Origin of the sequence: Actinoallomurus iriomotensis (assembly GCF_030269445.1) — a bacterium.
Lineage (GTDB): Bacteria > Actinomycetota > Actinomycetes > Streptosporangiales > Streptosporangiaceae > Actinoallomurus > Actinoallomurus iriomotensis.
The window spans coordinates 84,878-108,825 of sequence record NZ_BSTJ01000006.1; the positions used below are offsets into that span (position 1 = coordinate 84,878).

General features: G+C 68.4%; 31 protein-coding genes. 30 read left to right on the plus strand and 1 reads right to left on the minus strand.

Annotated elements, in window-relative coordinates:
- Positions 1–47: 47 nt before the first annotated feature.
- Positions 48–3,413 (minus strand): NACHT domain-containing protein, encoded by a 3,366-nt coding sequence (locus QSK37_RS24175; RefSeq protein WP_285625157.1) that lies wholly within the window; start codon positions 3,411–3,413, stop codon positions 48–50.
- Between the two features lie 393 nt (positions 3,414–3,806).
- Between QSK37_RS24175 and QSK37_RS24180 the strand changes: the two genes are divergently transcribed.
- From QSK37_RS24180 to QSK37_RS24325, 30 genes are all read left to right on the plus strand, one after another.
- Positions 3,807–5,909, plus strand: a complete 2,103-nt coding sequence (locus QSK37_RS24180) for a hypothetical protein (RefSeq protein ID WP_285625160.1) — start codon at positions 3,807–3,809, stop codon at positions 5,907–5,909.
- A gap of 458 nt (positions 5,910–6,367) precedes the next feature.
- The gene (gene rpsL / locus QSK37_RS24185) at positions 6,368–6,742 is read left to right on the plus strand and encodes a 30S ribosomal protein S12 (RefSeq protein WP_019632621.1); all 375 of its coding nucleotides are present in this window, start codon (positions 6,368–6,370) and stop codon (positions 6,740–6,742) included.
- A 1-nt stretch (position 6,743) separates the two neighbouring features.
- Entirely contained in the window at positions 6,744–7,214 is a 471-nt protein-coding gene (gene rpsG, locus QSK37_RS24190; RefSeq protein WP_252780395.1) for a 30S ribosomal protein S7, read from the plus strand.
- 36 nt (positions 7,215–7,250) lie between these two features.
- Positions 7,251–9,362: an elongation factor G gene (fusA, locus tag QSK37_RS24195; RefSeq protein ID WP_285582706.1), complete on the plus strand. Its 2,112-nt coding sequence runs from the start codon at positions 7,251–7,253 to the stop codon at positions 9,360–9,362.
- A gap of 79 nt (positions 9,363–9,441) precedes the next feature.
- Positions 9,442–10,635: an elongation factor Tu gene (tuf, locus tag QSK37_RS24200; RefSeq protein ID WP_285625163.1), complete on the plus strand. Its 1,194-nt coding sequence runs from the start codon at positions 9,442–9,444 to the stop codon at positions 10,633–10,635.
- 159 nt (positions 10,636–10,794) lie between these two features.
- The gene (gene rpsJ / locus QSK37_RS24205; RefSeq protein WP_141956729.1) at positions 10,795–11,103 is read left to right on the plus strand and encodes a 30S ribosomal protein S10; all 309 of its coding nucleotides are present in this window, start codon (positions 10,795–10,797) and stop codon (positions 11,101–11,103) included.
- 12 nt (positions 11,104–11,115) lie between these two features.
- Positions 11,116–11,763, plus strand: coding sequence for a 50S ribosomal protein L3 (gene rplC, locus QSK37_RS24210; RefSeq protein ID WP_285625166.1), 648 nt, complete (start codon positions 11,116–11,118; stop codon positions 11,761–11,763).
- Positions 11,764–12,378: a 50S ribosomal protein L4 gene (rplD, locus tag QSK37_RS24215; RefSeq protein WP_285582698.1), complete on the plus strand. Its 615-nt coding sequence runs from the start codon at positions 11,764–11,766 to the stop codon at positions 12,376–12,378.
- Complete coding sequence (gene rplW, locus QSK37_RS24220) at positions 12,375–12,677, plus strand: 50S ribosomal protein L23 (protein WP_285582697.1); 303 nt, start codon at positions 12,375–12,377, stop codon at positions 12,675–12,677. The genes rplD and rplW overlap by 4 nt, the downstream gene beginning before the upstream one ends.
- A 128-nt stretch (positions 12,678–12,805) precedes the next feature.
- A complete protein-coding gene (rplB, locus tag QSK37_RS24225) occupies positions 12,806–13,639 on the plus strand; it encodes a 50S ribosomal protein L2 (protein ID WP_285582696.1) in 834 nt (277 codons plus the stop codon).
- A gap of 11 nt (positions 13,640–13,650) precedes the next feature.
- Positions 13,651–13,932 carry a 30S ribosomal protein S19 gene (gene rpsS / locus QSK37_RS24230; protein ID WP_285625169.1) on the plus strand — a complete coding sequence of 94 codons (282 nt, stop codon included), beginning with the start codon at positions 13,651–13,653 and terminating at the stop codon, positions 13,930–13,932.
- A gap of 31 nt (positions 13,933–13,963) precedes the next feature.
- A complete protein-coding gene (gene rplV, locus QSK37_RS24235) occupies positions 13,964–14,359 on the plus strand; it encodes a 50S ribosomal protein L22 (protein WP_285582693.1) in 396 nt (131 codons plus the stop codon).
- The gene (gene rpsC, locus QSK37_RS24240) at positions 14,359–15,222 is read left to right on the plus strand and encodes a 30S ribosomal protein S3 (RefSeq protein ID WP_285625172.1); all 864 of its coding nucleotides are present in this window, start codon (positions 14,359–14,361) and stop codon (positions 15,220–15,222) included. Before rplV ends, rpsC begins: the two co-directional genes overlap by 1 nt.
- A gap of 7 nt (positions 15,223–15,229) precedes the next feature.
- The gene (gene rplP / locus QSK37_RS24245; protein ID WP_285582690.1) at positions 15,230–15,649 is read left to right on the plus strand and encodes a 50S ribosomal protein L16; all 420 of its coding nucleotides are present in this window, start codon (positions 15,230–15,232) and stop codon (positions 15,647–15,649) included.
- Entirely contained in the window at positions 15,649–15,897 is a 249-nt protein-coding gene (gene rpmC / locus QSK37_RS24250) for a 50S ribosomal protein L29 (RefSeq protein WP_285625174.1), read from the plus strand. The genes rplP and rpmC overlap by 1 nt, the downstream gene beginning before the upstream one ends.
- Complete coding sequence (gene rpsQ, locus QSK37_RS24255; RefSeq protein WP_285582686.1) at positions 15,890–16,165, plus strand: 30S ribosomal protein S17; 276 nt, start codon at positions 15,890–15,892, stop codon at positions 16,163–16,165. The genes rpmC and rpsQ overlap by 8 nt, the downstream gene beginning before the upstream one ends.
- 111 nt (positions 16,166–16,276) lie before the next feature.
- A complete protein-coding gene (rplN, locus tag QSK37_RS24260; RefSeq protein WP_141956740.1) occupies positions 16,277–16,645 on the plus strand; it encodes a 50S ribosomal protein L14 in 369 nt (122 codons plus the stop codon).
- Positions 16,645–16,959: a 50S ribosomal protein L24 gene (gene rplX / locus QSK37_RS24265; protein ID WP_285582683.1), complete on the plus strand. Its 315-nt coding sequence runs from the start codon at positions 16,645–16,647 to the stop codon at positions 16,957–16,959. Before rplN ends, rplX begins: the two co-directional genes overlap by 1 nt.
- Complete coding sequence (gene rplE / locus QSK37_RS24270; protein WP_285625176.1) at positions 16,959–17,534, plus strand: 50S ribosomal protein L5; 576 nt, start codon at positions 16,959–16,961, stop codon at positions 17,532–17,534. The genes rplX and rplE overlap by 1 nt, the downstream gene beginning before the upstream one ends.
- Before the next feature lie 3 nt (positions 17,535–17,537).
- Positions 17,538–17,723, plus strand: coding sequence for a type Z 30S ribosomal protein S14 (locus QSK37_RS24275; RefSeq protein WP_285582680.1), 186 nt, complete (start codon positions 17,538–17,540; stop codon positions 17,721–17,723).
- A 112-nt stretch (positions 17,724–17,835) separates the two neighbouring features.
- Positions 17,836–18,234 carry a 30S ribosomal protein S8 gene (rpsH, locus tag QSK37_RS24280; protein ID WP_285582679.1) on the plus strand — a complete coding sequence of 133 codons (399 nt, stop codon included), beginning with the start codon at positions 17,836–17,838 and terminating at the stop codon, positions 18,232–18,234.
- An 18-nt stretch (positions 18,235–18,252) separates the two neighbouring features.
- A complete protein-coding gene (gene rplF, locus QSK37_RS24285; protein WP_285582678.1) occupies positions 18,253–18,789 on the plus strand; it encodes a 50S ribosomal protein L6 in 537 nt (178 codons plus the stop codon).
- Between the two features lie 8 nt (positions 18,790–18,797).
- Positions 18,798–19,178, plus strand: a complete 381-nt coding sequence (gene rplR, locus QSK37_RS24290; RefSeq protein ID WP_378205481.1) for a 50S ribosomal protein L18 — start codon at positions 18,798–18,800, stop codon at positions 19,176–19,178.
- Between the two features lie 43 nt (positions 19,179–19,221).
- Entirely contained in the window at positions 19,222–19,833 is a 612-nt protein-coding gene (gene rpsE / locus QSK37_RS24295; RefSeq protein WP_285582675.1) for a 30S ribosomal protein S5, read from the plus strand.
- Positions 19,830–20,012, plus strand: a complete 183-nt coding sequence (gene rpmD, locus QSK37_RS24300; RefSeq protein WP_285625180.1) for a 50S ribosomal protein L30 — start codon at positions 19,830–19,832, stop codon at positions 20,010–20,012. The genes rpsE and rpmD overlap by 4 nt, the downstream gene beginning before the upstream one ends.
- A 2-nt stretch (positions 20,013–20,014) precedes the next feature.
- Positions 20,015–20,467, plus strand: coding sequence for a 50S ribosomal protein L15 (rplO, locus tag QSK37_RS24305; protein ID WP_285625182.1), 453 nt, complete (start codon positions 20,015–20,017; stop codon positions 20,465–20,467).
- A gap of 163 nt (positions 20,468–20,630) precedes the next feature.
- Positions 20,631–21,932 (plus strand): preprotein translocase subunit SecY, encoded by a 1,302-nt coding sequence (secY, locus tag QSK37_RS24310; RefSeq protein ID WP_285625184.1) that lies wholly within the window; start codon positions 20,631–20,633, stop codon positions 21,930–21,932.
- A complete protein-coding gene (locus tag QSK37_RS24315; protein WP_285625185.1) occupies positions 21,932–22,585 on the plus strand; it encodes an adenylate kinase in 654 nt (217 codons plus the stop codon). Before secY ends, QSK37_RS24315 begins: the two co-directional genes overlap by 1 nt.
- Before the next feature lie 99 nt (positions 22,586–22,684).
- Positions 22,685–23,521 carry a type I methionyl aminopeptidase gene (gene map / locus QSK37_RS24320; RefSeq protein WP_285582668.1) on the plus strand — a complete coding sequence of 279 codons (837 nt, stop codon included), beginning with the start codon at positions 22,685–22,687 and terminating at the stop codon, positions 23,519–23,521.
- On the plus strand, positions 23,505–23,942 hold the full coding sequence (locus QSK37_RS24325) for a DUF1707 SHOCT-like domain-containing protein (protein ID WP_285625187.1): 438 nt from the start codon (positions 23,505–23,507) through the stop codon (positions 23,940–23,942). The genes map and QSK37_RS24325 overlap by 17 nt, the downstream gene beginning before the upstream one ends.
- Positions 23,943–23,948: the final 6 nt, after the last annotated feature.

The window sequence follows — 23,948 nt, forward strand, 5'->3', positions numbered from 1 at the left end:
GGGCCTCTCCGCATGTGTGGACGGATGAACGTCGGGACGCCGCGTGGTCAGTAGACCGTGTAGAACCAGCTGGTGGCGTCGTCCCACAGTTTCGTCCGCTCCACCTTGGTGCCGCGGCCCAGTTCATGTAGACCGAGCAGCGTTTGGTGACCATGGACGGTCAGCCTGAGGTTCGGGATGCCGCTGAGCGGTGTGACATCCAGCGGATGAGCGATTCCGTTGAGCTGCAGTTCGTCCAACCGGGTCAGCCCGGCGAGCGGAGTCAGATCCCGGATGTTCTGGCAACCGGCGACTCCCAGCGACTGGAGGCGAGACATCCCCGCCAGCGGGGCCAGGTCGGCCACGTCGGTGTTCCACAGCACCAGATTGCGTAGCCCCGTCAGGCCGGCCAACGGCGCGACGGAGGTCAGGCCCTTGGCCACGGAGAGGTTCAGGGTCGTCAGCCGGGCCATGCCGGCGAGCGCGGCCACATCGCCCACCTGCCCGCAGTTGACGAGCTGTAGTGCTTCGAGGTCGGGAAGGGTCTCGGCCAGGTCGCGCAGGGACGGCCGCTCCTTGACGTTGACCAGTGTCAGATGCTTCAGACGGCGCAGCGGTCGTAGCCGGTCGGTCCCGATCGGAGCATCCAACGTCAGCGACTCGAGTCGTTCCATCGCCGCCAAGAAGCCCAGGCCGTGGTCGGCACGAACGCCGCTGAGCGCGAGCGAGACCAGCGCCTCTTGACCGGCGATGGCGTCGAGTTCGGTTATGTCGGTGACATTGACCGAGAGGGAACGCAGCCGTTCTAGCGAGAGGATGTGCCGAAACGCCTCGTGCCCGACGGCCGGCAGCTCCAGTCTCACCAGCGCCGTCTGGGCGGCGAGCGCCTCCTGGGCTGTCACCGGGGCGAAGACTCGAAGCGACTCCAACTGGGCGACACGACCAAGGAACGTCAGGTCCACTTCGGAGTCGGTCTGGATGTACAGCCGACGAAACGGTTTCACGAAGGGTAGCCCGGACAGCACCCGCGAGGTCTTCAGCCCGACTTCTTCTCCGCTCCAGGGCGTGCGGGCCAGCACACGGCGTGCGTAGGTCACCGGTTCGAAGTACTCCCAGCCGGTGAGTAACTCGTCCTGCACCTCTCTTCGCCCGTCCCTGCCGTAGCCGGCCAGGACGTCCAGGGCGGCCGGGCCGTTGATGAGCCAGGCGGTTCGTACGGCCGCGACGGCGCGGGCGGTGCCGAGGCCGTCGAGGTCGCGGGGCAGCCGGCGCAGGATCTCCTCGCCCGCGCCGACCAGCAGGTGGGCCTCCTCGGCGTTGCGCGGAGGGATGACGTTCGCCAAACAGTCTTCGATGCGGTCGCGTAGTTCGGCCGGGATCTCCGACACGGTCTCCAGACAGGCGGCCACCAGGCGGCGCAGGCGGCGGGCGTGCCGGGGTTCGCGGTCGGCGCGGTCCAGGAGGCCGGTCAGCAGGTCGCGGCGGAGCGGTCCCGTCGCGTGGCCCGCGGTCATCACGATCGTCTCGCGCCACTGGTCCAGGTGGGCTCGTTCGATCAGCGGTTCCACGTCGTCGCGGTCGGCGGCCTCCTTCGCCGCCAGGTACTCCTGCACGGTCCGGTGCACGAAGTCGATCCGGCCCTCGGCGGGCGAGCGGATCACGCCGCTGCGTTCGAGCAGGTAGTCGAGCAGCGTCGACGGCGGGACACTCACGCGCGGCATCCCGGCCGTACGGTCGGCGACGTGGCGTTCCGCCGTCTCTCGGCGCAGCTCCGAGCGGCCCCAGACAGAGAGCTGCCAGGCCAGATGTTGCAGCACGCGGACCTTCTGGTCGGGCTCCAGGCCGACTCCCGCGAAGGCGGACACCTCGCGCTCGGCGTCGCGTCGTTCGAGGAGCATGTCGAGCGCGGCGGCGTAGATGCCCATCCGGTCGCGCGGCAGTTGCCGGGCGCGGTCCAGGTTCAGGGCGCAGAGCATGGCCGGCAGCAGCGGCGTCGCGGCCAGCGCGCGCAGGTGGGGGCTGCTCTCCAGCCGGGCGAGCAGTGCTCCCTCGTAGGCCGGAAGCCGTTCGACCGGGCATGGCAGGTCGCCCGCGTCGCGTACGGCGGCGTGCCAGTGCCGTACGAGTTCGCGCAGGTCGTCCGGGGCCATGGGGGACAGCGTCACCGGGGCGAAGTTCTCCGCTGTGAGCCAGCGGGCGTCGACCGCGGCCGGGCGGGAGGTGACCACGGTGCGCAGGCCCGGATAGAGGGTGAGGAGCCCGCGCAGCCAGTCCCGTACGGCGGGGCGGCGAGCGGGCGGCAACTCGTCGACCCCGTCGACGAGCAGCAGGCCGCGCCCGGCCGACAGCACCCGGTGTGCCCAGCCCGGCGGCGCCAGCCCCGCGAGCGGAGCCGCCACGTCGTGCGGGAGGTTCTCCGGCCGCGGGAGGCCGGACTCGGCGTGGCTGCGGAGCTTGACGACGAACGGTACGAGGCCGTTCCAGTCGCGGAGCGCCCCGGTGAAGCCGCCGCGCGCCGCGGTCACCGCGAGCCAGCGCAGCAGTGTGCTCTTGCCCGAGCCCGCGTCACCGCGCAGGAGGGTCCGTTCCGCGCGGGCCAGTGCCGACTCGACGCGGGTGTTCGCCGGTTCGCCGTCCCGTGCGGCGCCGGTGAGGTCGGAGTGGCGCAGCCGGCCCGCCGCGGGGCCGGAGGGCTCGTCGCTCTGGGCGTTCAGGCTGATGTAGGCGACGCTGAGCGTCGCGCGCGGCCGGTAGTTGACGATGCGCACGCCGAACAGCTCGACCTCGTCGAGCGCCGTCGCGGCGAACTCCAGGTACCGCCGCTCGAACTCCCCGTCGTCCCCCGTGCCGCTCGGAGCGTCGAGCGTGCGCACGGGCAGCCGGTCGAGCACGGTCGCGATCTGCTCTCCCACGCCGGAGAGCCGCATGAGCATCTCGGTCTCCGCTCGCGCGGAGAACTCCGGGAGCTGCCGCACGACCCGTACGAAGCAGTCGCAGCATTCTTCGAGAAGGAGGTCATAGAGCCGGGCGCCGGCCTCCCCGAGATGCGCCGGCGAGCCCCGCAGCCCGTCGCGGAGCTGATGGGCGAGCCGTACCGGATCGGCGTCGGCGGCGAACAGCGCGTGGTCCGACAGGTCGGCGTTCTTCATCGTGTCGCCCACCTCGGCGGCGACGGCCGCCCGGTCGTTCTCCGCGAGGGGGGCGTACTCGCCGTGGATGAGCGGGTCGAGGCGGCGTTCGACGGCGTCGACGATCTCGTCGAGCTGCCGGTCCAGCCGCCGTCGCGCGAACCGGTCGGGGAACCCGGTGCGCAGCAGCTCGGCCAGATCCTTCTTTCCGTCACGCCGGGCGGAGCGCGCGGCCAGCCACTCGCGGGCGGCCCGTTGAACGACCGTCCTGCCGACAGCGGCGGCCACTCCCTCGACACCGGTCACGGATCCTCCTTCGTCGGGGATGTGACCACCGGGCCGTGCCTTCTGGTTCCCTCGCTGCGCTCGGTCACGGGCCCTCCTTCGTCGGGGGGTGTGACCACCGGGCCGTGCCTTCTGGTTCCCTCGCTGCGCTCGGTCACGGGCCCTCCCTCTGTCCGAAAGAATTCCGGTGGCCTGCGGTCCTCCCTGACGGGCCCGTCTTTCGGGAGGTCAGACCGCGTGATTTGCGATTAGGCCGGTCATCACGGCAGGCTGGGGCGAAGGGTATACCGGCGGAGATTACCGTCGGCTTGTGGTCGATGACTCGGAGGTCCCCATGCGCCACGTGCCTTCGAGTGAAGTCATGCACTGCGGGCGGCACACCGCCGGCGGCATCGGCGCTGAAGGAGCCCGACGATGACCGAGCAGAACGGTGGCCAGGGATCCCACTGGCCGCTGCCTGACGAGCAGTCCCCCAAGACCGAGGCGTCCGGCGACCAACGCGACGAGGCGCCGGCCGGCCAGGACGCCACCCCGGGCACATCACCCACGCCGTCGCAGGAGGCGGAGACCTCCGCCCCGGTCGCCGATGTTCCGCCGGACGTCCTCGAGTCGGGCCGCACCGTGGTCTTCGGCCAGCACCGGCGGCCCAGCAAGCCGGAGGTCTCATCCGACCCCGGCACGCCCGTCGCGGGCGGTGAGAGCGGTGAGTCGAGCGAATCCGCGCCGCCGCCGTTCGGCCAGCCGGGCGGGTACGCCGCGCCGGGCGCCCCACCGCCGTTCGCCGCGCCGGGTGAGCAGGGACCGCCCGCGTACGGCCAGCAGCCCTACGGCACCCCGCCGTCCTACCCACAGCAGCAGCCGTACGGCCAGCCCGCCTACGGCCAGCAGAACCAGCCGGGCCAGCCCTCCTACGACCAGCCGCCGTCGTACGGTCAGCAGCAGCAACAGCCTCCGTACGGGCAGCAGCCGCCGTACGGCCAGCAGCAACAGCCTCCGTACGGGCAGCCGGGCGAGCAGTCCGCGCCTTCCTACGGCCAGCAGCCCGGCGCGCCGTACGGGCAGTCTCCGGACTCCCCGAGCGGCCCGCCGGCCTACGGACAGGAGCCCTACGGGCAGAGTGGCCCTCCGCCGTACGGTCAGCAGCAGCAACAGCCTCCGTACGGCCAGCAGCCCTCGTACGGCCAGCAGCCGCCGGCCTACGGCCAGCCCGGCTACGGCGGCCAGCCCTACGGGGAGCAGGGCCCGTACGGTCAGCCCGGTTACCCGCCGCAGTACGGCGGCCCGTACGGCCAGCCGGGGCAGCCCGGCCAGCCGGGACAGCAGCAGGGCCAGCCCGGCCAGTTCGGCGCACCCGCGTACGGCGACAAGCCCGGGGAGGAGGACGCCGCCGAGCGCACCGCGTTCGCGCCGTCCTCGGGCCCGGGAGAGTCCGACTCCTCACCCGGCGAGGGTTTCGGCGCGCCCGCCACGACGGCGTTCTCCCCGAGCCAGGAGACCTCCGGCTCCGAGCCGCAGCCTCCGTCCTCGTTCGGCGGCACCCCGCCGGGTGAGGGCGAGGGCACCAAGCCGCCCGCCACGATGCTGGACACGCCGCTGTCGCAGGGCTCGGCGACGGGCGAGCACGCCACGCCGTCCGGCGACGCTCCCGTGTACGGATCGTCCCCGGTCGAGGACGTCGTCCCCGGGTTCGGGCCGTCGCAGGACGAGACGGTCAGGGAGCCGCAGGACGACCGCGACGACCAGGGCGGCGCCGAGCGCACGATGCTGGTGCCGCCGCCGGACTCCGAGACCGAGAACGCGAACCGCTTCGGCGAGGACGCGCCGGCGTACGGCCACGACCAGGGCGCCGCGTCCGGTGGTGAGAAGACGACCGCCTTCGGGCAGACGTCGCCCTCGTCGTCTCCGTATGAGCCGTCCTCTCCGTACGAGCCCTCGTCGCCCTACGACGCCTCCTCGCCGTACGCGGCCCCGCCGCCGGCCGGGGAGCAGGGCTCGTCCTGGGCGGCGCCCGGTGGCGAGCAGCAGGGCGGCTACCCGCAGTACGGCCAGCAGAACCAGACGGGCCCGCAGCCCGGGCAGCCGGGTCAGGACGCGTCCGGCCCGCAGCCCTTCGGCGACCAGAGCCGGCCGGGCCAGCCGCAGCAGGGCTACGGCCAGGCCGCCTACGGGCAGCAGCAGTACGGTCAGCAGGGCTACGGCCAGCAGCAGGGTTACGGCCAGCAGCCGTACGGCGGGCAGCAGGGCCAGTCGCAGCAGGGGCAGGCACAGCAGGGGCAGTCGCAGGAGGGCCAGCCCCAGCAGGGGTACGGCCAGCAGGGCTACGGGCAGGGTTACGGCCAGCAGCCCTATGGTCAGCAGCCGTACGGCCAGGTCGCCCAGGGCGGCGGTTATCCGGGCTACGGCCAGTCGCAGCCGCCCGCCGGTGGAGACGGATCCAAGCAGAAGCTGTGGATCGCGCTCGGCGCCGGCGCGGTGGTGCTGGTCATCCTGCTCATCATCTTGTTCGTACTGCTCTGAGGCACGCCGGGGCGTCGTCTTCCCAAACCCCGGATGACTGAGACAGAATGCCGACGGGAACAAACCGTCGGCATTCTCTCGTTGTATCAACGTCTCACCGCGCCACGCCGATGTGGTAGGGCACTTGTTTTGACCCATGCGCGGGTGTTGGGTAGTCTCTCCCTTCGTGCCCGCGGTTCGCGGGTCCAACGTGCGTGCACACCGATCTAGGTGCCTCACCATCGCGATCATCGCCTGGTGACCGGCCTGAAGTCAGCGTGCGGCGCGGATTCGACTCCCTGAGTTCACCTGGCCTTTCCAGGCTGAGTGCAGGAGGGCGTGTGCGACACGCCCGACCACGGGGGTCGGAGGCAAAAGCAAAACGGCAGGTCGTCCCGCTCGTTGGGGCGCGACCAGCCGGCCGCGCGAGAGCACGGCAAACCCAGCAAACGGCTTGGTACGAGGAAGACGGAGACGCGGTGCCCACGATCCAGCAGCTGGTCCGCAAGGGCCGCCAGGACAAGGTGACCAAGAACAAGACGCCGGCGCTCAAGGGAAGCCCGCAGCGCCGCGGCGTCTGCACGCGCGTCTACACGACGACGCCCAAGAAGCCCAACTCCGCGCTGCGCAAGGTCGCCCGTGTCCGGCTGACGAGCGGGATCGAGGTCACGGCCTACATCCCCGGCGTCGGGCACAACCTGCAGGAGCACTCCATCGTGCTCGTGCGCGGCGGCCGTGTGAAGGACCTCCCGGGTGTGCGGTACAAGATCATCCGCGGGTCGCTCGACACCCAGGGTGTTCGGAACCGGAAGCAGGCTCGCAGCCGCTACGGCGCGAAGAAGGAGAAGAGCTGAGATGCCTCGCAAGGGCCCCGCAGGCAAGCGCCAGCTGATCGCTGACCCGGTGTACAACTCGCCGCTGGTCACCTCGCTGGTCAACAAGGTCCTGCTCGACGGCAAGCGGTCGATCGCTCAGAGCATCGTGTACGACGCCCTGGAAGGCTGCCGCGAGAAGACCGGCAACGACCCGGTCGTGACGCTCAAGCGCGCGCTGGACAACGTCAAGCCGACCCTCGAGGTCCGCAGCCGGCGTGTCGGTGGCGCCACCTACCAGGTGCCCGTCGAGGTGCGTCCGGCGCGCAGCACCACCCTCGCGCTCCGCTGGCTCGTCCTGTACGCCCGTCAGCGACGTGAGAAGACCATGACCGAGCGGCTGATGAACGAGCTGCTCGACGCGAGCAACGGCCTCGGCGCGAGCGTTAAGAAGCGCGAGGACACGCACAAGATGGCGGAGTCCAACAAGGCCTTCGCTCACTACCGCTGGTAATCCAGCACCACGTACGAGACTAACGAGGGCGCGAAAGTGGCTACTAAGACCGGCGTAGACCTGGCCAAGGTCCGAAACATCGGGATCATGGCCCACATCGACGCGGGTAAGACCACGACCACCGAGCGGATCCTGTACTACACCGGCGTCAACTACAAGATCGGTGAGGTTCATGAGGGCGCTGCCACCATGGACTGGATGGAACAGGAGCAGGAGCGCGGCATCACGATCACGTCTGCCGCGACGACCTGCCACTGGACGGTTGACGACGTCGATCACACCATCAACATCATCGACACGCCCGGACACGTCGACTTCACCGTCGAGGTGGAGCGTTCACTGCGCGTCCTCGACGGCGCGGTCGCGGTGTTCGACGGTGTGGCCGGCGTCGAGCCGCAGTCCGAAACGGTGTGGCGCCAGGCCGACCGCTACAACGTGCCGCGGATCTGCTTCGTCAACAAGCTCGACCGCGTAGGCGCGGAGTTCCACCGCTGCGTCGACATGATCGTCGACCGGCTCAACGCCACGCCGCTGGTGCTGCAGATCCCGATCGGCGCCGAGGCCGACTTCAAGGGTGTCGTGGACCTGGTCCGCATGAAGGCTCTCGTCTGGAGCGCCGAGGCTGCCAAGGGCGAGATGTACGACGTGGTCGACATCCCCGACACGCACGCCGACGCCGCCCGTGAGTGGCACGACAAGCTGGTCGAGACGCTGGCCGAGGCCGACGACGAGATCATGGAGCTCTACCTCGAGGGCAACGAGCCCACGACGGCGCAGCTCATCCCGGCGATCCGCCGGGCCACGATCGCCGGCGCGCTGACCCCGGTCACCTGTGGCACCGCCTTCAAGAACAAGGGCGTCCAGCCGCTCCTCGATGCGATCGTCAACTACCTCCCCTCGCCGCTCGACGTCGAGGCCATCCAGGGCCACGACTACCGCGACGAAGAGAAGGTCATCGAGCGCAAGCCGAGCGAGGACGAGCCGTTCTCGGCGCTGGCGTTCAAGATCATGAGCGACCCGCACCTGGGCAAGCTGACCTTCATCCGCGTCTACTCGGGCGTGCTGGAGTCCGGCAGCTCGGTCCTGAACAGCGTGAAGGACCGCAAGGAGCGCGTCGGCAAGATCTACCGGATGCACGCGAACAAGCGTGAGGAGATCGAGCGCGTTGGCGCGGGCGACATCGTCGCGGTGATGGGTCTCAAGCAGACCACCACCGGCGAGACGCTCTCCGACGACAAGAACCCGGTGATCCTGGAGTCGATGAGCTTCCCGGCGCCGGTCATCAACGTCGCCATCGAGCCCAAGACCAAGGCCGACCAGCAGAAGCTGGGCACCGCGATCCAGCGGCTCGCCGAGGAGGACCCGTCCTTCCAGGTGCGGACCGACGAGGAGACCGGGCAGACCATCATCTCCGGCATGGGCGAGCTGCACCTCGAGGTGCTGGTCGACCGCATGAAGCGGGAGTTCAAGGTCGAGGCCAACGTCGGCCGGCCGCAGGTCGCCTACCGCGAGACCATCCGCCGCAAGGTGGAGAAGGTCGAGTACACCCACAAGAAGCAGACGGGTGGCTCCGGTCAGTTCGGTCGCGTCATCATCGACATCGAGCCGCTCGGCGGCGGCAGCGACGGCTACGAGTTCGAGAACAAGGTCACCGGTGGCCGCATCCCGCGGGAGTACATCCCGTCGGTGGACGCGGGCTGCCAGGAGGCGGCCGAGTTCGGCGTGCTCGCCGGATACCCGCTGGTCGGTGTCAAGGTCACCCTGCAGGACGGCGCCTACCACGACGTCGACTCCTCCGAGCTGGCCTTCAAGATCGCCGGTTCCATGGCGTTCAAGGAAGCGGCCCGCAAGGCCGATCCCGCGCTGCTGGAGCCGATGATGGCCGTCGAGGTCACCACTCCTGAGGACTACATGGGTGACGTCATCGGCGACCTGAACGGCCGTCGTGGCCAGATTCAGGAGATGGGCGAGCGCAGCGGGGTCAAGGTCATCAAGTCCATCGTGCCGCTGTCCGAGATGTTCGGATACGTCGGTGACCTGCGGAGCAAGACCCAGGGGCGCGCCGTCTTCACGATGCAGTTCGACTCCTACGCCGAGGTTCCTGGGAACGTCGCGCAGGAGATCATCGCCAAGGCGCGCGGCGAATAACCCGTCGCGGCACAAGACCAACCACTGAAGCTACAGACGGTCGCGAAAGACGGCCGAGGATCGCAACAAGGAGACACCGGTGGCCAAGGCCAAGTTCGAGCGGACGAAGCCGCACGTAAACATCGGCACCATTGGGCACATCGACCATGGTAAGACCACCCTTACCGCGGCGATTACCAAGGTGCTCCATGACAAGCACCCGGACCTGAACCCCTTCACGCCGTTCGACGAGATCGACAAGGCGCCGGAGGAGCGGGAGCGGGGCATCACGATCTCGATCGCTCACGTCGAGTACCAGACGGAGAAGCGTCACTACGCCCACGTCGACTGCCCGGGTCACGCCGACTACATCAAGAACATGATCACCGGCGCCGCCCAGATGGACGGTGCGATCCTGGTCGTGGCGGCGACCGACGGCCCGATGCCGCAGACCAAGGAGCACGTGCTCCTGGCGCGTCAGGTCGGCGTTCCGTACATCGTCGTGGCGCTCAACAAGGCCGACATGGTCGACGACGAGGAGATCCTCGAGCTCGTCGAGCTGGAGGTCCGCGAGCTCCTGTCGGAGTACGAGTTCCCGGGCGACGACGTCCCGGTGGTCCGCGTCTCCGCGCTCAAGGCCCTCGAGGGCGACGCCGAGTGGGGCGCCAAGATCGTCGAGCTCATGGACGCCTGCGACGAGAACATCCCCGAGCCGGTCCGTGAGACCGACAAGCCGTTCCTGATGCCGATCGAGGACGTCTTCTCGATCACCGGTCGCGGCACGGTCGTCACCGGCCGCATCGAGCGTGGTGTCGTCAACGTCAACGAGACCGTCGACATCATCGGCATCAAGGACAGCGCCACCTCGACCACGGTCACCGGCGTCGAGATGTTCCGCAAGCTGCTCGACCAGGGCCAGGCGGGCGACAACGTCGGCCTGCTCCTGCGCGGCATCAAGCGCGAGGACGTCGAGCGCGGTCAGTGTGTCATCAAGCCGGGCACCAACACCCCGCACACCGAGTTCGAGGCGCAGGTCTACATCCTGTCCAAGGACGAGGGTGGCCGCCACACGCCGTTCTTCAACAACTACCGTCCGCAGTTCTACTTCCGGACCACGGACGTGACCGGCGTCGTGCACCTGCCCGAGGGCACCGAGATGGTCATGCCGGGCGACAACACCGAGATGCGTGTTGAGCTCATCCAGCCCATCGCGATGGAGGAAGGCCTCAAGTTCGCGATCCGCGAGGGTGGCCGCACCGTCGGTGCGGGCCGCGTGACCAAGATCATCAAGTAGTACCCGCGGTGCGGCGGTCGGGAGCTGAGACAGGCCCGGCCGCCGCACCACGACTCCCGACGATTTCGATCTGAGGGAGATCTCCGCGGAGGACGCGTGAGCGACCTCCGCGGAACGTAAACCAGCGGCACCTAGGAAGCAAAGGACACCGAGGCCACCATGGCGGGACAGAAGATCCGCATCCGGCTCAAGGCCTACGACCACGAGGTCATCGACACTTCGGCGCGCAAGATCGTCGAGACGGTGACGCGCACGGGCGCGAAGGTCGCCGGCCCGGTGCCGCTGCCGACCGAGAAGAACGTGTACTGCGTCATCCGCTCGCCGCACAAGTACAAGGACAGCCGCGAGCACTTCGAGATGCGCACGCACAAGCGCCTGATCGACATCATCGATCCGACGCCCAAGACGGTCGACTCGCTGATGCGGCTCGACCTTCCGGCCGGCGTCGACATCGAGATCAAGCTCTAAGGGCATCCAGAGATGAGCAAGCAGAGAAAGGGCGTTCTGGGCGAGAAGCTCGGTATGACCCAGGTCTTCGACGATGAGGGCCGGATCGTTCCGGTAACCGTCGTCCAGGCTGGGCCGTGCGTCGTCACCCGAGTGCGCACGCCGGAATCCGACGGTTACTCCGCCGTCCAGCTCGGCTACGGCCAGATCGACCCGCGCAAGGTCAACAAGCCGCTGACCGGTCACTACGAGAAGGCCGGCGTGACACCGCGCCGCCACCTCGTCGAGCTGCGCACGGACGACGCCGCCGAGTACGAGCTCGGCCAGGAGATCACCGTCGAGGTCTTCGAGGCCGGACAGCGGATCGACGTCACCGGCCGCAGCAAGGGCAAGGGCACCGCGGGTGTCATGAAGCGCCACGGCTTCAAGGGCCTCGGCGCCTCGCACGGCACCCAGCGCAAGCACCGCTCGCCCGGCTCGATCGGTGGCTGCGCCACGCCGGGCCGCGTGTTCAAGGGCCTGCGCATGGCCGGCCGGTACGGCAACGCCCGTACGACCGTGCAGAACCTCACCGTGCACTCCATCGACGCCGACAAGGGACTGCTCCTGATCAAGGGTGCGGTTCCCGGACCGAACGGCGGCCTGATCCTGGTGCGCAGCGCCGCGAAGGGGGCGAAGTAAGTGGCCACGAAACTGGACATCGAGCTCGCTCCGGAGATCTTCGACGCGAAGGTCAACGTGCCGCTGATCCACCAGGTCGTCGTGGCGCAGCTCGCCGCGGCGCGGCAGGGCACGCACAAGGCCAAGACCCGCGGTGAGGTCTCCGGTGGCGGTAAGAAGCCGTACCGGCAGAAGGGCACCGGTCGCGCCCGCCAGGGCTCGACCCGCGCGCCGCAGTTCGCCGGCGGTGGCACCGTCCACGGCCCGCAGCCGCGCTCGTACGCGCAGAAGACGCCGAAGAAGATGAAGGCCGCCGCGCTGCGCGGTGCGCTCTCGGACCGCGCTCGCTACGGCCGCGTGCACGTGGTGTCCGGTCTGGTCGAGGGCGAGACGCCCAAGACCAAGGCCGCGCTCGCCTCGCTGCGTTCGGTGACCGAGGCGGCCAAGGTGCTGGTGGTCCTCGACCGCGAGGACGACCTGACCTGGCTGAGCCTGCGCAACGTCGCCGAGGTGCACGTGCTCATGGCCGACCAGCTCAACACCTACGACGTGCTCTGCAACGACGAAATCGTCTTCACCGAGCCGGCGTACCAGGCCTTCGTGAACCACGTGAGTGGGAAGGAGGAGGCCAAGTGAGCAAGATCGCCGACCCGCGCGACATCCTCATCGCGCCCGTGATCTCGGAGAAGAGCTACGGGCTGCTCGACGAGGGCAAGTACACGTTCGAGGTTCGCCCGGACGCCAACAAGACCCAGATCAGGCAGGCCGTCGAGGCCGTCTTCGGGGTCAAGGTGACCGGCGTGAACACGATCAACCGGCAGGGCAAGCGCAAGCGCACCCGGTTCGGTTACGGCAAGCGCAAGAACACCAAGCGGGCCATCGTGAGCCTGGCCGAGGGTGAGCGGATCGAAATCTTCGGAGGCTCGGTCTCATGACCCTCTCCTCCGCGGCGCACCGCTCCGGCCAGGGAGCGCACGCGCGCGACCTCCGGACCCCGGGCACCGCGGAGGGCCGGTCCGGATCGGTTCACCGTCCGAAGACAGACAAGGGATGAACGAAAAAGATGGGCATCCGTAAGTACAAGCCGACGACGCCCGGCCGTCGTGGTTCGAGTGTGGCCGACTTCGTCGAGGTCACCCGGACCGAGCCGGAGAAGTCGCTCGTGCGTCCGCTCCCCAAGAAGGGCGGCCGTAACGTTCACGGCCGTATCACCACCCGGCACCAGGGCGGCGGACACAAGAGGGCGTACCGGGTCATCGACTTCCGGCGCGCCGACAAGGACGGTGTGCCGGCGAAGGTCGCGCACATCGAGTACGACCCGAACCGCACCGCGCGCATCGCGCTGCTGCACTACGCCGACGGGGAGAAGCGCTACATCCTCTGCCCGACCGGTGTGAAGCAGGGCGACCGCGTCGAGAACGGTCCGTCCGCCGACATCAAGCCGGGCAACTGCCTTCCGCTGCGCAACGTCCCGACCGGTACGGTCGTGCACGCCATCGAGCTGCGGCCCGGCGGTGGCGCGAAGCTGGCCCGCTCGGCCGGCTCCGGCGCCCAGCTGCTGGCCAAGGAGGGCAAGTACGCCACGCTGCGTATGCCCTCGGGCGAGATGCGGATGGTGGACCTGCGCTGCCGCGCCACGGTCGGCGAGGTGGGCAACTCCGAGCAGTCCAACATCAACTGGGGCAAGGCCGGCCGCATGCGGTGGAAGGGCAAGCGCCCGACCGTCCGCGGCGTCGCGATGAACCCGATCGACCACCCGCACGGTGGTGGTGAGGGCAAGACCTCCGGTGGCCGTCACCCCTCCAGCCCGTGGGGCCAGCCCGAGGGTCGCACCCGGAGGGCGAACAAGCCGTCCGACCGGCTCATCGTCCGTCGTCGCAGCAAGAAGAAGCGGTAGGAGCCGAAGCCATGCCACGTAGCCTTAAGAAGGGTCCCTTCGTCGACGACCACCTGATCAAAAAGGTGGACGCGCAGAACGAGAAGGGCACCAAGAACGTCATCAAGACGTGGTCGCGTCGCTCCATGATCGTGCCCGACATGCTCGGTCACACGATCGCCGTGCACGACGGCCGCAAGCACGTTCCCGTGTTCATCACCGAGGCCATGATCGGTCACAAGCTCGGGGAGTTCGCCCCGACTCGGACCTTCAAGGGCCACATCAAGGAAGACCGCCGCAGCCGGCGGGGCTGAACCAAGAAGTATCGAGAGCGAGGAAACAGCGATGGAAGCCAGGGCCCAGGCGCGGTACGCCCGCGTCACGCCCAGAAAGGCCCGCCGCGTGGTGGACCTCATCCGCGGCATGCAGGCCGCGGAGGCTCAGGCGGTGCTGCGCTTCGCCCCTCAGGCTGCGAGCGAGCCGGTGTACAAGGTGCTCTCGAGCGCCATCGCCAACGCCGAGCACAACCAGAAGCTCGACGCCGACACGCTCTTCGTGAGCCGGGCGTGGGTGGACGAGGGACCGACGCTGAAGCGCTACCGCCCGCGGTCGATGGGGCGCGCGTACCGCATCAACAAGCGGACCAGCCACATCACGGTCGTGGTCGAGTCGCGGCCCGAGGGTGACAAGGGCGGCAAGAGTTCGGGTAACGGCCGCAAGCAGACGAGGAGGACCCGCTAGTGGGGCAGAAGGTCAACCCGCACGGGTTCCGACTGGGCATCACCACCGACTTCAAGAGCCGGTGGTACGCCGACAAGCTGTACAAGGACTACGTCAAGGAAGACGTGTCGATCCGCCGGATGCTGACCCGCGGCATGGACCGCGCCGGCATCTCCAAGGTCGAGATCGAGCGCACCCGTGACCGCGTCCGCGTCGACATCCACACCGCGCGCCCGGGCATCGTGATCGGCCGCCGTGGCGCCGAGGCCGACCGCATCCGCGGCGACCTGGAGAAGCTGACCGGCAAGCAGGTCCAGCTCAACATCCTCGAGGTCAAGAACCCCGAGATCGACGCGCAGCTCGTCGCGCAGGGCGTTGCCGAGCAGCTGTCCAGCCGGGTCGCGTTCCGACGTGCCATGCGTAAGGCGATCCAGAGCGCCATGAAGAGCGGCGCCAAGGGGATCAAGGTGCAGTGCGGTGGCCGCCTGGGCGGCGCCGAGATGTCCCGCTCGGAGTTCTACCGCGAGGGCCAGGTGCCCCTGCACACGCTCCGCGCCGACATCGACTACGGCTTCTACGAGGCCCGTACGACCTTCGGTCGCATCGGCGTGAAGGTCTGGATCTACAAGGGCGAGGCGCCGACGAGCCGCGCCGAGCGCGAGGCGCAGGCCGCGAAGGAGCGCGCCGCCGGTGGCGGTGGCCGTCGCGAGCGGCCGCAGCGTCGTGGCGGCGGTGGCGGCGGCGGTGGCGGTCGCGGTGGCCGTGGCGGCGACCGTGGTGGCGACCGCGGCGGCCGGCAGCAGCAGGCCGCGTCGAGCGCGCCCGCCGAGCAGCAGCAGGCGACTGAGGCGGCGGCGCCGTCCAGCGCGGGTGAGGGGAGCTGAATTACCAATGCTGATCCCTCGCAGGGTCAAGCACCGCAAGCAGCACCACCCGAAGCGGGCCGGCATGGCCAAGGGCGGCACCAGGGTCGTGTTCGGCGAGTACGGCATCCAGGCCGTCGAGGGCGCGTACGTGACCAACCGGCAGATCGAGGCCGCACGTATCGCCATGACCCGGCACATCAAGCGTGGCGGGAAGGTGTGGATCAACATCTACCCCGACCGTCCGCTGACCAAGAAGCCCGCCGAGACCCGCATGGGTTCCGGTAAGGGCTCGCCGGAGTGGTGGGTCGCGAACGTCAAGCCGGGCCGGGTCATGTTCGAGCTCGCGGGTGTCCCGGAGCCGCTGGCGCGCGAGGCGCTCCGCCGCGCGATGCACAAGCTCCCGATGAAGTGCAAGTTCGTGAAGCGTGAAGTGGGTGAGGCGTGATGGCTCAGGGCCTAACCGCCGAGGATCTGCGGTCCCAGCCGGAGGCCGAGCTGGTCACGAAGCTGAAGGAGGCCAAGGAGGAGCTGTTCAACCTCCGCTTCCAGGCGGCGACGGGCCAGCTCGAGACCCACGGTCGGCTGCGCGAAGTGAAGCGGGAGATCGCCCGCATCTACACCGTGATGCGGGAGCGGGAGCTCGGCATCGTCGTGTTCGCCGAGGAGCCCGCGGAGGAGTCCACCGATGAGTGACGAGAAGACGCAGCAGACGCGGAGCTACCGCAAGATCCGCGAGGGTCTCGTGGTCAGTGACAAGATGGACAAGACCGTCGTGGTCGCCGTCGAGGACCGCGTCAAGCACGCGCTGTACGGCAAGATCATCCGCCGTACGACGAAGTACAAGGCGCACGACGAGTCCAACGCCTGTGGCGTCGGCGACCGGGTCCGGCTGATGGAGACCCGCCCGCTGTCGGCCACGAAGCGGTGGCGTGTCGTGGAGATCCTTGAGAAGGCCAAGTAAGGGGTTCCGCCCCCGAGGTGGTCCCCGCTAAATGGCAGTCGCCGCCGAGCGACTGAAGGATCGAATCCGCCAGGCTCGAAAGAGAACCGGCGAGAGAATTCAGGAGTAGACGTGATCCAGCAGGAGTCGCGACTCAAGGTCGCCGACAACACGGGTGCCAAGGAGATCCTTTGCATCCGCGTTCTCGGTGGCTCGGGTCGGCGCTATGCGGGCATCGGCGACATCATCGTCGCGACCGTGAAGGACGCCCTTCCCGGTGCCGGCGTGAAGAAGGGTGATGTCGTTAAGGCCGTCGTCGTGCGCACCCGCAAGGAGCGCCGCCGTCCCGACGGCTCCTACATCCGCTTCGACGAGAACGCGGCTGTGCTCATCAGGGACGGCGGAGACCCGCGCGGTACGCGTATCTTCGGGCCGGTCGGCCGGGAGCTGCGCGACAAGAGGTTCATGCGCATCATCTCGCTCGCGCCGGAGGTGCTCTGATGAAGATCAAGAAGGGCGATGACGTCATCGTCATCGCCGGCAAGGACAAGGGTGCGACCGGCAAGGTCATCGCTGCCGACCCGAATCGCGAGCGCGTGACCGTCGAGGGCGTGAACCTGGTCAAGCGTCACACCAAGGAGACCAACCAGGGACCGCGCGGCGCCAAGGACGGCGGGGTCGTCACCAAGGAGGCCTCGATCCACGTCAGCAACGTGGCGCTGGTCGAGGACGGCAAGCCCACCCGCGTCGGTTACCGATTCGACGACGACGGCACGAAGGTTCGTATCTCGCGCCGTACCGGTAAGGACATCTGATGACCGCCGACACGACCACCCAGGAGACCGTGCAGCCGCGGCTCAAGCAGCGCTACCGCGACGAGATCGCCAAGGCGATGCGCGACGAGTTCGGCTACGCGAACGTCATGCAGATCCCCGGGTTGACCAAGATCAAGGTCAACATGGGCGTCGGCGACGCCGCCCGCGACTCGAAGGTCATCGAGGGCGCGGTGCGCGACCTGACGACCATCACCGGGCAGAAGCCGGCCGTGGCCCGGGCGAAGAAGTCGATCGCGCAGTTCAAGCTGCGTGAGGGCATGCCGATCGGCGCGCACGTGACGCTTCGCGGTGACCGCATGTGGGAGTTCCTCGACCGGCTGCTGTCGCTGGCCCTGCCGCGTATCCGTGACTTCCGCGGCCTGTCGCCGAAGCACTTCGACGGCAACGGCAACTACACGTTCGGTCTCACCGAGCAGGTGATGTTCCACGAGATCGACCCGGACAAGGTCGACCGGCAGCGCGGTATGGACATCACGATCGTGACCACCGCCAAGACCGACGAGGAGGGCCGGGCGCTTCTGCGGCACCTGGGCTTCCCGTTCAAGGAGAACTGACAGATGGCGAAGAAGGCTCTGATCGCCAAGGCGAACCGGAAGCCCAAGCACTCGGTGCGCGCCTACACTCGGTGCTCGCGCTGTGGGCGTCCGCGCGCCGTCTTCCGCAAGTTCGGCCTGTGCCGGATCTGCTTCCGGGAGATGGCGCACCGCGGCGAGCTGCCCGGCATCACCAAGTCCAGCTGGTAAGCCAGCAACAGATAATGACCAACCGGGTGCCTGAACAAGGCACCCACGACCACGTCGAAGGTCCGCGCGGACGACACGTGTGGAAACCGCGGCGAGGAGGGCCCAGTAGGCCATGACGATGACCGACCCGATCGCAGACATGCTGACACGTCTGCGGAACGCGAATTCGGCATACCACGACACCGTGGCCATGCCGTACTCGAAGATCAAGGCGCACATCGCCGAGATCCTCCAGCAGGAGGGTTACATCTCGGGGTGGAGCGTCGAGGACGCCGAGGTCGGCAAGAAGCTGGTGGTCGACCTCAAGTTCGGCCCGAGCCGTGAGCGTTCGATCGCCGGGCTCAAGCGGGTTTCCAAGCCGGGCCTGCGGGTCTACGCGAAGAAGGACAACCTGCCGAAGGTCCTCGGTGGTCTCGGCGTCGCGATCATCTCGACGTCCTCGGGCCTGATGACCGACCGGCAGGCCGGCAAGAGCGGTGTGGGCGGGGAAGTCCTCGCCTACGTCTGGTAAGAGGGGAGGGAACACAGCATGTCGCGCATTGGACGTCTGCCCATCCCCGTCCCCAGCGGCGTCGACATCAAGGTCGACGGCCAGGACGTCACGGTCAAGGGCCCCAAGGGCGAGCTCAAGCACAAGGTGGCCCGGCCGATCGAGGTCGTCCAGGAGGACGGTCAGATCAAGGTCGGTCGCCCCAGCGACGAGGGACCGGTCCGTGCTCTGCACGGCCTGACCCGGACGCTGATCCACAACATGGTCGTCGGTGTGACCGAGGGCTACAGCAAGACGCTGGAGATCGTCGGCGTCGGTTACCGCGTTCAGGCCAAGGGCAGCAACCTCGAGTTCTCCCTCGGCTTCAGCCACCCGATCACGGTGGAGCCGCCGGCCGGCATCACCTTCCGTGTCGAGCGGCCGACCCAGTTCGTGGTCGAGGGCATCGACAAGCAGAAGGTCGGCGAGGTCGCCGCGAACATCCGCAAGTTGCGCAAGCCGGACCCGTACAAGGGCAAGGGCGTGCGCTACCAAGGCGAGCAGATCCGCCGCAAGGTCGGAAAGGCTGGTAAGTAGTCGTGCCTGTGAGCAAGACCCAGGTCCGCAAGCGGACCTCGGCGCGCGCGGCGTCCCGAGCCCGTCGGCACCTGCGCGTCCGGAAGAAGATCCAGGGCAGCGCCGAGCGGCCGCGGCTGGTCGTGACCAAGTCGGCGAAGCACATGTCCGCGCAGATCATCGACGACATCGCCGGTCACACGCTGGTGTCCGCGTCGACGCTCGACTCCACGCTCCGTACGAGCGAGGGCGACAAGACGGCCAAGGCGCGCAAGGTCGGCGAGCTGCTGGCGGAGCGGGCCAAGGAGGCCGGCATCGGCGCCGTCGTCTTCGACCGCGCAGGGCACCGGTACCACGGTCGCATCGCGGCTCTGGCCGACGGTGCCCGCGAGGGTGGGCTGGAGCTCTGATGGCCCGCTCACTGCAATCGACGGACGAGAAGAGGAACCACTAATGGCAGCACCACGTCGTGGCGGCGGCGAGCGGCGCGACCGGCGTGATGATCGCCGGGGTGGCGCCGACAAGGGCCAGTCGTACATCGAGCGTGTCGTAGCGATCAACCGTGTCGCCAAGGTCGTCAAGGGCGGCCGGCGCTTCAGCTTCACCGCGCTGGTCGTGGTGGGCGACGGCAACGGCACGGTGGGTGTCGGCTACGGCAAGGCCAAGGAGGTGCCCGCGGCGATCGCCAAGGGTGTCGAGGAGGCCAAGAAGCACTTCTTCAAGGTGCCGCGGATCCAGGGCACCATCCCGCACACCAGCCAGGGCGAGGAGGCCGCGGGCGTCGTCCTGCTGAAGCCGGCCAGCCCCGGTACCGGTGTGATCGCGGGTGGCCCCGTCCGCGCGGTGCTGGAGTGCGCGGGCATCCACGATGTCCTGTCCAAGTCGCTGGGCTCGTCCAACGCCATCAACATCGTCCACGCGACGGTGGCGGCGCTGAAGCAGCTCAGCCGGCCGGAGGAGATCGCGGCCAAGCGCGGCCTGCCGATCGAGGACGTCGCCCCCGCCGCCATGCTGAAGGCCCGCGCGGCCGGCAGCGAGGCCCGGCAGGAGGCTGCGGCGTCATGAGTAACCTGAAGATCACGCAGGTCAAGTCGCAGATCGGCGGCAAGCAGTACCAGCGCGCCACCCTGCGTACCCTCGGGCTCAAGAAGATCGGTCAGAGCGTCGTCCGCGAGGACCGTCCCGAGGTGCTCGGAATGATCCAGACCGTGCGCCACCTGGTCACGGTCGAGGAGGTTGACTGATCATGGGAGCCGAGACTCCGCTGCGGCCGCATCACCTGCGGCCCGCTCCGGGTGCTCACAAGGCCAAGACCCGTAAGGGCCGTGGTGAGGCGTCCAAGGGCAAGACCGCCGGACGTGGCACCAAGGGCACCAAGGCCCGCAGCACGGTGCCGGCCGGGTTCGAGGGCGGCCAGATGCCCCTGATCCGGCGGGTGCCGAAGCTCAAGGGCTTCAAGAACCCGTTCCGTGTCGAATACCAGGTCGTCAACCTGGGCCGGCTCGCCGAGCTCTACCCTGAGGGTGGAGAGGTGACGCCCGACGACCTCGCCGCGAAGGGCGCGGTTCGCCCGGGACACCCGGTAAAGATTCTCGGTACTGGTGACATCTCCGTAACGGTCCAGGTCAAGGCTCACGCCTTTTCCGGCTCCGCTAAGGAAAAGATCACAGGTGCCGGGGGCACTGCCGAAACACTGTGAGACCAAGCCCTTGTGGGAATCGCCCCCGCCGAGGCCCGGCGGGGGCGTCAGCCCATGCAAGGGCTGTTAGAGTGCGAGCGGCGGCTATCGCCGCCTACCATCGACCGGGGCCCATCCGCGGCCCTGATTGTGCCTCATGGCCGGAAGTCGCGCAGGAGGAATGGTGCTGACCGCGTTCACTCGGGCGTTCCGAACACCCGACCTGCGCAAGAAGCTTGTCTTCACGCTCTTCATCATCGCCGTGTTCCGGCTGGGGTCCCAGCTGCCGGCACCGGGCGTGAACACCGGCGCCGTCCATCGCTGTGTCGATGTGGCGACCAAGGGTGCCAACGGCAATATTTACGGCCTCGTCAACCTCTTCAGCGGTGGCGCGCTGCTCAAGCTGTCGATCTTCGCGCTGGGCATCATGCCCTACATCACCGCGAGCATCATCCTGCAGCTGCTGACCGTGGTGATCCCGCGCCTGGAGGTGCTCCGCAAGGAGGGCCAGTCCGGCACCACGAAGATCACGCAGTACACGCGGTACCTGACGATCGGCCTCGCCATCCTTCAGGGCACCGGCATCGTCGCGATGGCGAGCACGGGCAACCTCCTTCAGGGCTGCACCGAGGACCTGCTCTGGAACAAGAGCTGGTTCACCATCGTCACGATGGTCATCGTGATCACCGCCGGCACCTCGGTCATCATGTGGCTGGGTGAGCTGGTCACCGACCGCGGCATCGGCAACGGCATGTCGATCCTGATCTTCACGCAGGTCGTCGCCGTCTTCCCGAGCGAGTTCTGGAACATCTACAAGACCAAGCACGGCTTCGTCTTCGCGATCGTCATCCTCGTCGGAGTGGCGATCGTCGCCGGTGTGGTCTTCGTCGAGCAGGCCCAGCGCCGCATCCCGGTGCAGTACGCCAAGCGGATGGTCGGCCGCCGGATGTACGGCGGCACGTCGACCTACATCCCGCTCAAGGTCAACCAGGCCGGTGTCATCCCCGTCATCTTCGCCTCCTCGCTGCTGTACCTCCCGCAGCTCGTGGTGCAGATGTGGCACAGCACCAACCCGGTGAGCACCTTCATCTCGAAGTACCTCGTCAAGGGCGATCACCCGATCTACATGGGGCTGTACTTCGTCCTGATCATCTTCTTCACGTACTTCTACGTCGCGATCACCTTCAACCCGACTGAGGTCGCCGACAACATGAAGAAGTACGGTGGGTTCATCCCGGGCATCCGTCCGGGCCGACCAACCGCCGAGTACCTCGACTACGTGCTCACGCGCATCACCGCTCCGGGCGCGCTCTACCTCGGGCTCATCTCCTTGATCCCGATGGTGGCGTTCGGGCTCATCGGCGCCAGCCAGAACTTCCCGTTCGGCGGCACGAGTATCCTGATCATGGTCGGTGTCGGGCTGGACACGGTCAAGCAGATCGAGAGCCAACTCCAGCAACGTAACTACGAGGGCTTCCTGCGGTAGTGCGCATCGTGCTCGTGGGTCCCCCCGGAGCGGGCAAGGGGACGCAGGCCCAATTCATCGCATCGCACCTGTCAATCCCGAAAATCTCGACAGGTGACATCTTCCGCGCGAACGTGAGCGGGAACACCCCCCTGGGCCGCAAGGCCAAGGAGTACATGGACCGCGGTGACCTTGTCCCGGACGAGGTCACCATCGCGATGGTGCGCGACCGGTTGGGCGAGGAGGACGCCCAGGAGGGCTTCTTGCTCGACGGCTTCCCACGCAACGTTCCGCAGGCGGAGACGCTCAAGAAGATCCTGTCCGAGACCGACCGCAGGCTCGACCTCGTGCTCGAGCTCGTGGTCGACGACGACGAGGTCGTACGCCGGCTGTCGGGCCGCCGCACGTGCCGCAAGTGCGGGCGGATCTGGCACCTCGCCTTCGACCCGCCCACCAAGGACGGCGTCTGCGACGTCTGCGGCGGTGAGCTCTTCCAGCGCGACGACGACCGCGAGGAGACCATCCGGCACCGCCTGGAGGTCTACCAGGAACAGACGGCGCCTCTCGCGTCGTTCTACGCCGATGAGGGCATTCTGGTGGGCATCGACGCCACCGGGCCCGTCGAGGATGTCACGGAGCGGGCCCTCGCCGCGCTCCGCCGCTTCGCCGCCTGATCTTCGCGGTCGTGGCAGGTGCCTGCGCGCCTGCCGCGTCCGCCGGGGCGGTGGGCGCCGTCCTCATAGGCAACCCCCGGACCACGTGCGGAGCAAAGAGTGTGGAAGAAGCGTAAGCCGGCCATCCAGATCAAGTCCCGCGACCAACTCGCGGTGATGCGGGAGGCCGGCCTCGTCGTCGGCCGCACTCTGCACCGGCTCACCGAGGAGGTGCGCCCGGGGATCACGACGGCCGACCTCGACGCCATCGCGGAAGAGTCGATCCGCTCCGCGGGCGCGACGCCGTCGTTCAAGGGCTACCAGGGTTTCCCCGCCACGATCTGCACGTCGGTGAACGAGGAGATCGTCCACGGCATCCCCAGCCCGGACAAGGTCCTGCGCGACGGTGACATCATCTCCATCGACTGCGGCGCCATCGTCGACGGCTGGCACGGCGACTCCGCGGTGACGGTGCCGGTCGGCGAGATCACGCCCGAGCTGAAGCGGCTCCTCGAGATCTGCGAGGAGTCGATGTGGCGCGGCATCGGCGCCGGCCTGGTCGAGGCCCGGCTGAGCGACATCGGCCACGCGGTCGAGACATATGTGCGCGATCAGGGCGACTATGGCATCGTCGAAGAGTACGTCGGCCACGGGATCGGTACGCAGATGCACATGGACCCGCCGGTGCCCAACTACGGCGAGGCCGGGCATGGCCCCCGCCTCGCTGCCGGCATGTGCTTCGCGGTCGAGCCGATGGTCAACCTCGGGACGGCGGCGACCGTCCTGCTGGATGACGACTGGACGGTGGTGACCGGCGACGGTGCCCGCTCGGCGCACTTCGAGCACACCTTCGCGGTCACCGAGGACGGCCCCTGGGTGCTCACCGCGCTCGACGGCGGTGCGTCCCACGGTTTCCTCAGCCGGGACGAGAGGATCAAGGATGGCGCTCAACCCTGAGATGCGGGCCTCCGACGCCGACCGTGACCGGGTCGCGGCGGCGCTGAGAGAGCACTGCGCTCAGGGGCGCATCGACGTCGAGGAGCTGAACGAGCGGCTGGAAGGCGTCTACTCCGCGCGGACCCTCGGCGACCTGGAGAAGGTCACCGCGGATCTGCCCGAAGAGGACCTGTACGAGCTTCCCGTGCCGTCGTGGCGGCAGTCGACGCCGGCCCGCCGCATGGGCGGCGGGCTGTCCCTCCCGAACATGCGGGCGGGCTGGGCCACGTATGCCGGCGTGAACGTCGTGTGCATCGTGATCTGGCTGCTCACGGCGGTGTCCTCCGGAACCTGGTACCCCTGGTGGATTTGGGTGGCCGGGCCCTGGGGAGCGGTGATGCTCGCCGGACAGGCCTTCGGCACCCGCGGCGACCGTCGCTGACCGGTC

What these genes read in the sequence shown, in the direction of transcription:
- rpsS (WP_285625169.1), top strand. Translation starts at nt 13,651, where the DNA reads ATGCCACGTAGCCTTAAGAAGGGTCCCTTCGTCGACGACCACCTGATC.
- QSK37_RS24275 (WP_285582680.1), top strand. Translation starts at nt 17,538, where the DNA reads ATGGCGAAGAAGGCTCTGATCGCCAAGGCGAACCGGAAGCCCAAGCAC.
- rplV (WP_285582693.1), top strand. Translation starts at nt 13,964, where the DNA reads ATGGAAGCCAGGGCCCAGGCGCGGTACGCCCGCGTCACGCCCAGAAAG.
- rpsG (WP_252780395.1), top strand. Translation starts at nt 6,744, where the DNA reads ATGCCTCGCAAGGGCCCCGCAGGCAAGCGCCAGCTGATCGCTGACCCG.
- rpsH (WP_285582679.1), top strand. Translation starts at nt 17,836, where the DNA reads ATGACGATGACCGACCCGATCGCAGACATGCTGACACGTCTGCGGAAC.
- rplC (WP_285625166.1), top strand. Translation starts at nt 11,116, where the DNA reads ATGAGCAAGCAGAGAAAGGGCGTTCTGGGCGAGAAGCTCGGTATGACC.
- rpmC (WP_285625174.1), top strand. Translation starts at nt 15,649, where the DNA reads ATGGCTCAGGGCCTAACCGCCGAGGATCTGCGGTCCCAGCCGGAGGCC.
- rplO (WP_285625182.1), top strand. Translation starts at nt 20,015, where the DNA reads ATGGGAGCCGAGACTCCGCTGCGGCCGCATCACCTGCGGCCCGCTCCG.
- QSK37_RS24325 (WP_285625187.1), top strand. Translation starts at nt 23,505, where the DNA reads ATGGCGCTCAACCCTGAGATGCGGGCCTCCGACGCCGACCGTGACCGG.
- rpsJ (WP_141956729.1), top strand. Translation starts at nt 10,795, where the DNA reads ATGGCGGGACAGAAGATCCGCATCCGGCTCAAGGCCTACGACCACGAG.
- rplB (WP_285582696.1), top strand. Translation starts at nt 12,806, where the DNA reads ATGGGCATCCGTAAGTACAAGCCGACGACGCCCGGCCGTCGTGGTTCG.
- rpmD (WP_285625180.1), top strand. Translation starts at nt 19,830, where the DNA reads ATGAGTAACCTGAAGATCACGCAGGTCAAGTCGCAGATCGGCGGCAAG.
- rplX (WP_285582683.1), top strand. Translation starts at nt 16,645, where the DNA reads ATGAAGATCAAGAAGGGCGATGACGTCATCGTCATCGCCGGCAAGGAC.
- rplE (WP_285625176.1), top strand. Translation starts at nt 16,959, where the DNA reads ATGACCGCCGACACGACCACCCAGGAGACCGTGCAGCCGCGGCTCAAG.
- QSK37_RS24180 (WP_285625160.1), top strand. Translation starts at nt 3,807, where the DNA reads ATGACCGAGCAGAACGGTGGCCAGGGATCCCACTGGCCGCTGCCTGAC.
- rpsQ (WP_285582686.1), top strand. Translation starts at nt 15,890, where the DNA reads ATGAGTGACGAGAAGACGCAGCAGACGCGGAGCTACCGCAAGATCCGC.
- rplP (WP_285582690.1), top strand. Translation starts at nt 15,230, where the DNA reads ATGCTGATCCCTCGCAGGGTCAAGCACCGCAAGCAGCACCACCCGAAG.
- rplF (WP_285582678.1), top strand. Translation starts at nt 18,253, where the DNA reads ATGTCGCGCATTGGACGTCTGCCCATCCCCGTCCCCAGCGGCGTCGAC.
- rpsE (WP_285582675.1), top strand. Translation starts at nt 19,222, where the DNA reads ATGGCAGCACCACGTCGTGGCGGCGGCGAGCGGCGCGACCGGCGTGAT.